The 7,476-nt window shown below is 72.6% G+C and carries 5 protein-coding genes; all 5 read left to right on the top strand.

Annotated features, from left to right (window positions below):
• Positions 1-10: 10 nt before the first annotated feature.
• Positions 11-4,279, top strand: coding sequence for an aminotransferase class III-fold pyridoxal phosphate-dependent enzyme (locus Q0326_RS06375; RefSeq protein WP_298688309.1), 4,269 nt, complete (start codon positions 11-13; stop codon positions 4,277-4,279).
• On the top strand, positions 4,263-5,513 hold the full coding sequence (locus Q0326_RS06370; RefSeq protein ID WP_298688307.1) for an acyl-CoA dehydrogenase family protein: 1,251 nt from the start codon (positions 4,263-4,265) through the stop codon (positions 5,511-5,513). The genes Q0326_RS06375 and Q0326_RS06370 overlap by 17 nt, the downstream gene beginning before the upstream one ends.
• A 24-nt stretch (positions 5,514-5,537) precedes the next feature.
• Positions 5,538-5,924, top strand: coding sequence for an SCP2 sterol-binding domain-containing protein (locus Q0326_RS06365; RefSeq protein ID WP_298688305.1), 387 nt, complete (start codon positions 5,538-5,540; stop codon positions 5,922-5,924).
• A 1-nt stretch (position 5,925) separates the two neighbouring features.
• Positions 5,926-7,272: an APC family permease gene (locus Q0326_RS06360; protein ID WP_298688303.1), complete on the top strand. Its 1,347-nt coding sequence runs from the start codon at positions 5,926-5,928 to the stop codon at positions 7,270-7,272.
• Positions 7,269-7,476: hypothetical protein (locus Q0326_RS06355; protein ID WP_298688301.1), on the top strand; the 208-nt coding region annotated here is incomplete at its 3' end. The genes Q0326_RS06360 and Q0326_RS06355, both read left to right, overlap by 4 nt.

Here is a 7,476-nt window from a genome sequence, read left to right as displayed (position 1 = left end):
GCTCGACGAGATGCGCGCCGATCCCGGCCATCCGGTGCGCGCGGCGCTGCCCGACGGCGCGCGCGACGGCGGCCCGCGCTGGATCGCAACCGACCTGATCGGCACCGAGATGGACGCGAGCGGCGAGATCGGCAGGGTCGATCCGCCCGGGGCCGACGAGCTCGCCTATCTCCAATATACGTCGGGATCGACCAGCGTCCCCAAGGGCGTGATGATCAGCCACCGCAACGTGATGGCCAACCTCGCCGCAATCCGGGCGGCGACCGTGCATGACGGCGAGATCGTCGGGCTCAACTGGCTGCCGCATTACCACGACATGGGGCTGGTCGGCGGACCGCTCAGCTGCCTCTACGGCGACATCCCGCTGGTCTTCATGTCGCCCTTCGCCTTCCTCGCGCGGCCGATCCGCTGGCTGCGCGCGATGACGCGCTATCGTGCGACGTGGAGTGGTGGGCCCAATTTCGCCTATGAGCTCTGCTGCCGCCAGATCCGCCCGCGCGAGATCGCCGGACTCGACCTCAGCCGGTGGCAGGTCGCGGTCAACGGTGCGGAGCCGGTGCGGCGCGCGACAATCGACCGCTTCTGCGAGACCTTCGCGCCGGCCGGGTTTCGCCGCGCCGCGATGCGCCCCTTTTATGGGCTCGCCGAAAGCGTGGTGTTCGCCAGCGGGTCGCGCAGCCGGGCGGCGCCGACGATGGTACGCGGCCGTGGCTTCCATGCCGACGCCGGCGCGGAGCCGGTCTGGTACGCCGGCTGCGGCACCCCCGCCGATGGCCACCGCCTCGCGATCGTCGATCCCGACACGGCGACGCCCGTGACAGCGCCGGCGACAGCGGGCGAGATCTGGTTGACCGGGCCCAGCGTGGCGCAGGGCTATTGGGGACGCGACGCGGAAAGCGACGCGACCTTCCGCGCGACGCTCGCCGGCGACGGCGCGACGCGCTGGCTGCGCACCGGCGATGCCGGCCTCCTGGCCGAGGGCGAGCTCGTCGTCACCGGGCGGATCAAGGACATCGTGATCATCGCCGGCACCAATCACGCGCCGCAGGACATCGAGGCGACGGTCGAGGCGGCGCATCCCGCGATCCGCGCCGGCCATGTCGTCGCCTTCGCGGTCGAGGACGTCACCGACCGGCTGGTGATCGTTGCCGAGACGTTCGGCGCGCGCATGCAGGCCGAGCCCGAGGCGGCGATCGCGGCGATCCGGGCGGCGGTGTCGGCGCGGCACGGGGTCGCGGTCGGCGCGGTCGCGCTGCTGCGCGGGCGGTCGCTGCCCAAGACGTCGAGCGGCAAGATCCGCCGTGGCGCGGTGCGCGATGCCTGGGCGGCGCAGCGCAGCGAGGGCATGATCGCCGAATGGCCGCTGCGCACGCCGCCGCCGATCGTCGTCGAGGGCGATGCGGCGACCGATCCGGGCAGGCTGGTCGCCTGCGTCGTCCATGAGGTGCGGCGGCTGCTCGACGATCCCGACCTCGTCGTCGATCTCGACGCGCCGGTCCACGGCCTCGGCCTCGGCTCGATCGAGCTCGCCGAGCTCAAGGGCCGGATCGAGGACGATCTCGGCATCGAGGTGCCACTCGCGCGGCTGCTCCAGGGCTGCAGCATCGCCGATATGATCGCCGAGCTTGCCGGCATCCCCGCGCAGCGCGGCGAGGATGGTCCCGCGCGCCATCCCTGGGAGCGGCTGGTCAACCCGGTGATCGGCGAATTGCTGCGCCGCTTCCGGCTCGATCCGCCGTTCGTGCGCGGCGAGGGCAGCTGGCTGGTCCGCGCCGACGGGGTGCGCGTGCTCGACGCGATCGCGGGCTATGGCGCGCTGCCGTTCGGGCATAATCCGCCGGCGATCTGGGCGGCGCTCGACCGCGTCCGCGCAACCGCCGAACCGAGCCTGGTCCAGCCGGCGATGAACGATGCCGCGGGCGAGTTGGCGCAGGCCTTGCTCGCGGTCGCGCCGCCGGGGCTGCGCCACGTCACCTTCGTCAACAGCGGCGCCGAGGCGACCGAGGTCGCGCTCAAGATCGCGCGCGCCGCGACCGGGCGTAGGGCGTTCCTGTCGAGCGCCAACGGCTTCCACGGCAAGACGCTGGGCGCGCTGTCGGTGACCGGCCGGCCATCGTTTCAAGCCGCGTTCGGCGCGCCGGTGTTCGACGTCGGCTACGTCCCCTATGGCGACATCGCCGCGCTCGCGGCGGCGCTTGCGGCGGGCCCCGACCGCTATGCCGGCTTCGTCGTCGAGCCGATCCAGGGCGAGGGCGGGATCGTCGAACCGCCGGCGGGCTATCTCGCCGCCGCCGCCGATCTGTGCCGCGCGCGCGGCGTCCGGCTGATCGTCGACGAGGTGCAGACCGGGCTCGGCCGCACCGGCGCGCTGTTCGCCTGCGCCGCCGACGGGGTGCGGCCCGACATCCTGCTCGTCGCCAAGGCGCTGGGCGGCGGCGTGCTGCCGATCGGCGCGGTGCTGTATAATGCAAACAGCTATAGCGACGACTTCGCGCGCAACCATAGCTCGACCTTCGCGGGCAATGCGCTCGCCTGCCGGGTGGGGCTGGCGTCGCTCGCGCTGCTGACCGCGGACGATGGCGACCTGGTCGAGCAGGTCGCGACCCGCGGGGCGCGGCTGCGCGCCGAGCTGAGCGCGGTCGCCGACCGCTATCCGGCGGTGCTGCGCGCGGTGCGCGGGCGCGGGCTGCTGCTCGGCCTCCAGCTGACCTCCGATCGCGCGGCGTTCGGGCGGCATTCGCTGCTCGGCGTGCTCGCCGAACAGGACGCGCTGGCGCCGCTGGTCGCGGGCTGGCTGCTCAACGTCGCGCACATCCGCGTCGCGCCGACGCTGCTCGGCAGCGACGTGCTGCGGATCGAGCCGCCGCTGACGCTCGGCGAGGATGAGATCGCGCCGATCGTCGCCGCCATCGCGCGCGCGGCCCGATTGCTCGCGACCGACGACATCGCGGCGCTGCTCGTGCCGCTGCTCGACGCGCCGCGCACGCTGCCGACACCGCCCGCGCGCATGCCGGCGCCGACGATCCACGGGTCCGCCCCGCAAGGCCCGCGCTGGGGATTTCTCGCGCATCCGGTGACACCGGCCAGCTATGCCGATCTCGACGAGGGCCTCGCCTGTTTCTCGCCCGACGAGCTCGGCCAGCTCGCCGACCGCATCGGCGGCACGATCGACCCGTTCGTCGCCGGCAGCGTCACCGTGTCGGGTGCCGGCGCGGTTGCGCAGGGCAGCTTCGTCGTCGTGCCGTGGACCGCCGCGGCGCTGTCGCGCGATCGCGACGCCGGGCTGCGCGCGATCCGCGACGGCGCGGCGATCGCGCGGGCGGCGGGGGCGCAGGTGATCGGGCTCGGCGGCTATGTCTCGATCGCGTCGAACGGTGGTGCCGACCTTGCCGGCGGCGGCGTGCCGCTGACCACGGGCAACAGCTATACCGCGATCGCCGCGGTCGATGCGGTCGAGGCGGCCTGCGAGCGGCTCGACATCGCGCTCGGCGGCGCCGAGGCGGCGATCGTCGGCGCGGCCGGCTCGGTCGGGCAAGGCCTCTCCTATCTGATCGCCGAGCGCGCCGGCCGGTTGGTGCTGGTCGGCAACCCCGCGCACGCGCAAGCGAGCCTGCGGGGTTTGCGCCGCACGCTCGACGCCAGCATCGCCGCGATCCTTGCCGAGCGCAGCGACAATGCGGGCGAATTCGCGCGGCGTGCGATCGCATATCACGACCGCACCGGCAGCGATCCGGCCGCGGTCGCCGCCTGGCTGCTCGCGCGCGGCGACTGCGCGCTGTCGGTCGATCTCGACGATGCGCTGGCGGCCAGCGAGCTGGTGCTGACCGCGACCTCGAGCCCCGATCTCGCGATCGCGCCCGACATCTTCCGCCGCGGCGCGATCGTCTGCGACGTCTCGCAGCCGCGCAACCTTGCCGCCAGCGCCGCCGGGACGCGCGACGACGTGCTGGTGCTCGACGGCGGGCTGGTCGCGGTGCCGGGGCGGCCCGATCTCGGCTGGCGCTTCGGCCTGCCGCCCGGCGTCGCCTTCGCCTGCATGTGCGAGCCGATGATCCTCGCGCTCGAGGGCCGGTTCGATGCCGCACCGCGGGGGATCGGCGTGCCGCTCGACTATCTTCGCACGCTGCGCGGCTGGGGCGTGCGCCACGGCTTCCGCCTCGCCGAGCTGCGCAGCTTCGGCCGCCCGATCGGCGAGCCCGACTGGCAGCGGATGCGCGCGCAGGCCGCATCGATCACCACCGCACAGCCTGACAGGGGACAGCATGCCGAACGCCCTTAATCTCGACGGGATCGCGCTGACGCGGGAGCAGGGTCGCTGGCGGCGCGTCGCCGAAAAGCTCGCCGCCGAAGTGCTGCGCCCCAACGCCCCCGAGCTCGACCGCAGCGGCGCCTTTCCCGAGGCCAACATCGCCGCGCTCAAGGCGTCGGGGCTGCTCGGGCTGCTGATCCCCAAGGAGATGGGCGGTGGCGGCGGCGACGTGGTGACCGCGATGCTGGTCACCGAGGCGCTCGCCAAGGGCTGCATCTCGACCGCGATGATCTACACGATGCACCAGTCGACGCTGCCGCTGATGTGCGCGCTCGCGACCGAGCCGCAGGTCGCGCGCTTCCTCGCCCCGATCGCGCGCGGCGAGCTGTTCGGGGCGTTCGCGATGAGCGAGCCGGGCTCGGGCAACCGGATCTGGCATATGGACAGCCACGCGGTCGCCGACGGCGACGACTTCGTGATCGACTCGTTCAAATCCTTCTGCACCTCGGCGGGACATGCCGATTTCTACCTGGTGCCGACCCGCGGCCATGCCGAGGCGGGAGCGGCGGATCTCAGCCTGTTCTGGATCGACGCCGACGTGCCCGGCATCGAGCCCAAGGGCGAATGGGACGGGATGGGGCTGCGCGGCAACGGCAGCCGCCCGCTGCACTTCAACAAATGCCGCGTGCCCGCCGGCAACCGCTTCGGCGACGCGACCGCGGGCTTCTCCTTCATGATGGCCTATTCGCTGCCGATCTATCTGGTCGGTCTCGCGACCTGCTATCTCGGGCTCGCGCAGGAGGCGTTCGACGCCGCGGTCGGCCATGTGAAGCGCCGCGTCCATTCGGACACCGGCCGCTCGCTCGCGACGGTCGAGACGGTGCAGCGCTACGCCGCCGAGATGAAGTGCCGGATCGACCAGGCGCGCGCGACGATCCTGCGCGTCGCGCAGATGTCCGACAACGCCACCGTGCTGTTCGACGAGTTCAACCGCGCCGGTCTGCTCGACGAGATCATCCGCGACAATCCCGACGACCCCTATTTCGTCGAGCTCGCCGAGCTCAAGATCCTCGCCAGCGAGATGGCGGTGCAGGTCTCGCACACCGCGCTGCAGATCTGCGGCGGCCAGGGCTACAAGCGCGGCCACCCGGTCGAGCGCTGCTACCGCGACGCGCGCGCGGGCTCGCTGATGGGCCCGTCCGACGACACGCTCAAGGTCATCATGGGCAACCAGCTGCTCGGCACGCCGCAGCCCTGGGCCTGATCGCACGCACATCGGGAGGAGCACATGACCATCACCGCGCAGACGATCGTCGAGCACAGCCTGCTCTACTGGCTGGAGGATTTTCAGCAGCGCTTCAACGCCAACCCGCGTGCCGCCAAGCTCACCGCCGGCTGGGACCGGCGGCTGCTGGTTGACGCGACCGACAGCGGCGCGCGCTATGTGCTGACCGTCGCCGACGCGGTGCTGGTCGAGGTGCGCGAGGGCGGGGTCGCGGCCGGCGACACCGACGGGCTGGTGACGATGAGCGCCGACGAGACGACGCTGATCGCGATCTTCTCGGGCGTCACCAATCCGTCGACCGCGCTGATCGACGGGCAGCTCGAAGTCTATTCGGACTCGCGCGACAAGGTGAAGCTCGAGGCGCTCGCGCTCGTGATCTGGGGGCTCTAGCGTGGCGGCGCGCCATGCCAGGCTCGGCGAGGGCTTCTTCTACGTCGCGGTGAGCGCCGGGATGGCGATCAGCAACGCCGCCTTCGCGATGGTCTCGGGGCTGTTCGCGCTGGTGCCCGCGTCGCTCGGCGTGCTCGCGCTGGCGATCGCGGGCGGGGTGTGCGTCGTCATCGCCGCCTCGATCGGCGAGCTGGCGAGCATGTGGCCGTCCTCGCCCGCGGTGCTGACCTATTTCCGCCAGGCCTTCGGGCCGCGCGCGGCGCTGGTGCTGATCCACCTATATCTGCTGTTCGTGGTGACGATCGCCGGGGTCGAGAGCAGCAGCTTCGCGCTCGCCGTCCATGCCGTATTGCCGCAGGTGCCGACGGTCGCGACGATCATGCTGCTGCTCGCCGCGGTGGTGCTGGTCAATCTGCGCGGGCTCGAGCTGTCGCGGCGGATGCAGATCGTCACCGCCTTCGCGTCGATCGCGCTGATCGTCGGCTTCGGTGTCGCCGGGATCGGCGCGCGTGCGCGTCCGCTCCTTGACGTGCCGACGCCGCCGCAATGGGCCGGGCTGCCCGCCGCCACCGCGCTGGCGGTGTTCATCTATACCGGTTTCGAATGGGTGACCCCGGTCGGCCTCTCGCGCCAAGCCTATGCGCGCCGGGTGCCGCGCGCGATGCTGATCGCGCTCGCGCTGCTGTTCGTCACCTATGCGCTGTTCGTCGCCGGGCTGGGCGCGGTGCTGCCGGGGGCGGCGCTGGCCGCGTCGGCGACGCCGCAGGTCACGCTGTTCGGCGCGCTGGCGGGCAAGGGAGGCCAGGCGCTTGCGCTGCTGCTCGCCTTCGGCGCGATCTTCTCGACCTTCAACGCCGGCATATTGGGCGGGTCGCAGCTGCTTCAGGCGATGGCGCGGGAGCGGAGTCTGCCGGCGTGGGTCGGCTGGATCGACCTCGACAGCGGTGCCCCGACCGGCGCGGTGCTGCTGCTCGGGGGCCTGGCGCTGGTTTCCGCGCTGATGGTCGCGACGTTCGATCTGATCCTGGTCGCGGGACTGATCGCGTCGGCGGCGATCTGCCTGATCTATGCCTGCTATGTCGGCGCGGCCGAGCGGCTGCGGCGGGTGCTGCCCGATCACCCGCGCCCGTTCCGCACGCGCGTGCCGGTGGCGGCGCGCTATGCGACGATCGCGGCGATGCCGGTGATCGGGGTGGCGTCGCTGGTGTCGATCCCGGCACTCGCCCGGCCGATCGCGATCGGCACCGCGGGCGCGGTGCTGCTCGTCGCCGCGCTCACGCTCTATTCGCTGCGGCTTCGCGCGCAGCCGCCCGTGCGCCGCGTCGCCTCGGCGCGGGAGGGGCTGTGAACGCCGCCGCCTTCCTGTCGGTCCGCCCGGCCGCCTGTCGGGCACGGATCTCGGCGGTCGATGGCGAACCTCTCGATGCGTGGACGGCGTGCGATCCGACGACGCCCGCCGGCGAGGCGATCGAGCTGTGGCTGGTCGATCTCGATGCCGACGCCGGACCGCCGACCGACGCGGCCGCGCGCCACGCCGCCCGCAGCGCGATCG

It is taken from the genome of uncultured Sphingomonas sp. (assembly GCF_937859915.1).
Classification (GTDB): Bacteria; Pseudomonadota; Alphaproteobacteria; order Sphingomonadales; family Sphingomonadaceae; genus Solisphingomonas.
The sequence above is the reverse complement of the archived record's forward strand: the minus strand, read 5'-3'. Positions and strand labels throughout refer to the sequence as shown.

Bases quoted from the DNA above. Each gene is read 5' to 3' on its own strand.
- Q0326_RS06375 (WP_298688309.1), top strand. From the start codon at position 11: ATGCGCGCCGATCCCGGCCATCCGGTGCGCGCGGCGCTGCCCGACGGC.
- Q0326_RS06370 (WP_298688307.1), top strand. From the start codon at position 4,263: ATGCCGAACGCCCTTAATCTCGACGGGATCGCGCTGACGCGGGAGCAG.
- Q0326_RS06365 (WP_298688305.1), top strand. From the start codon at position 5,538: ATGACCATCACCGCGCAGACGATCGTCGAGCACAGCCTGCTCTACTGG.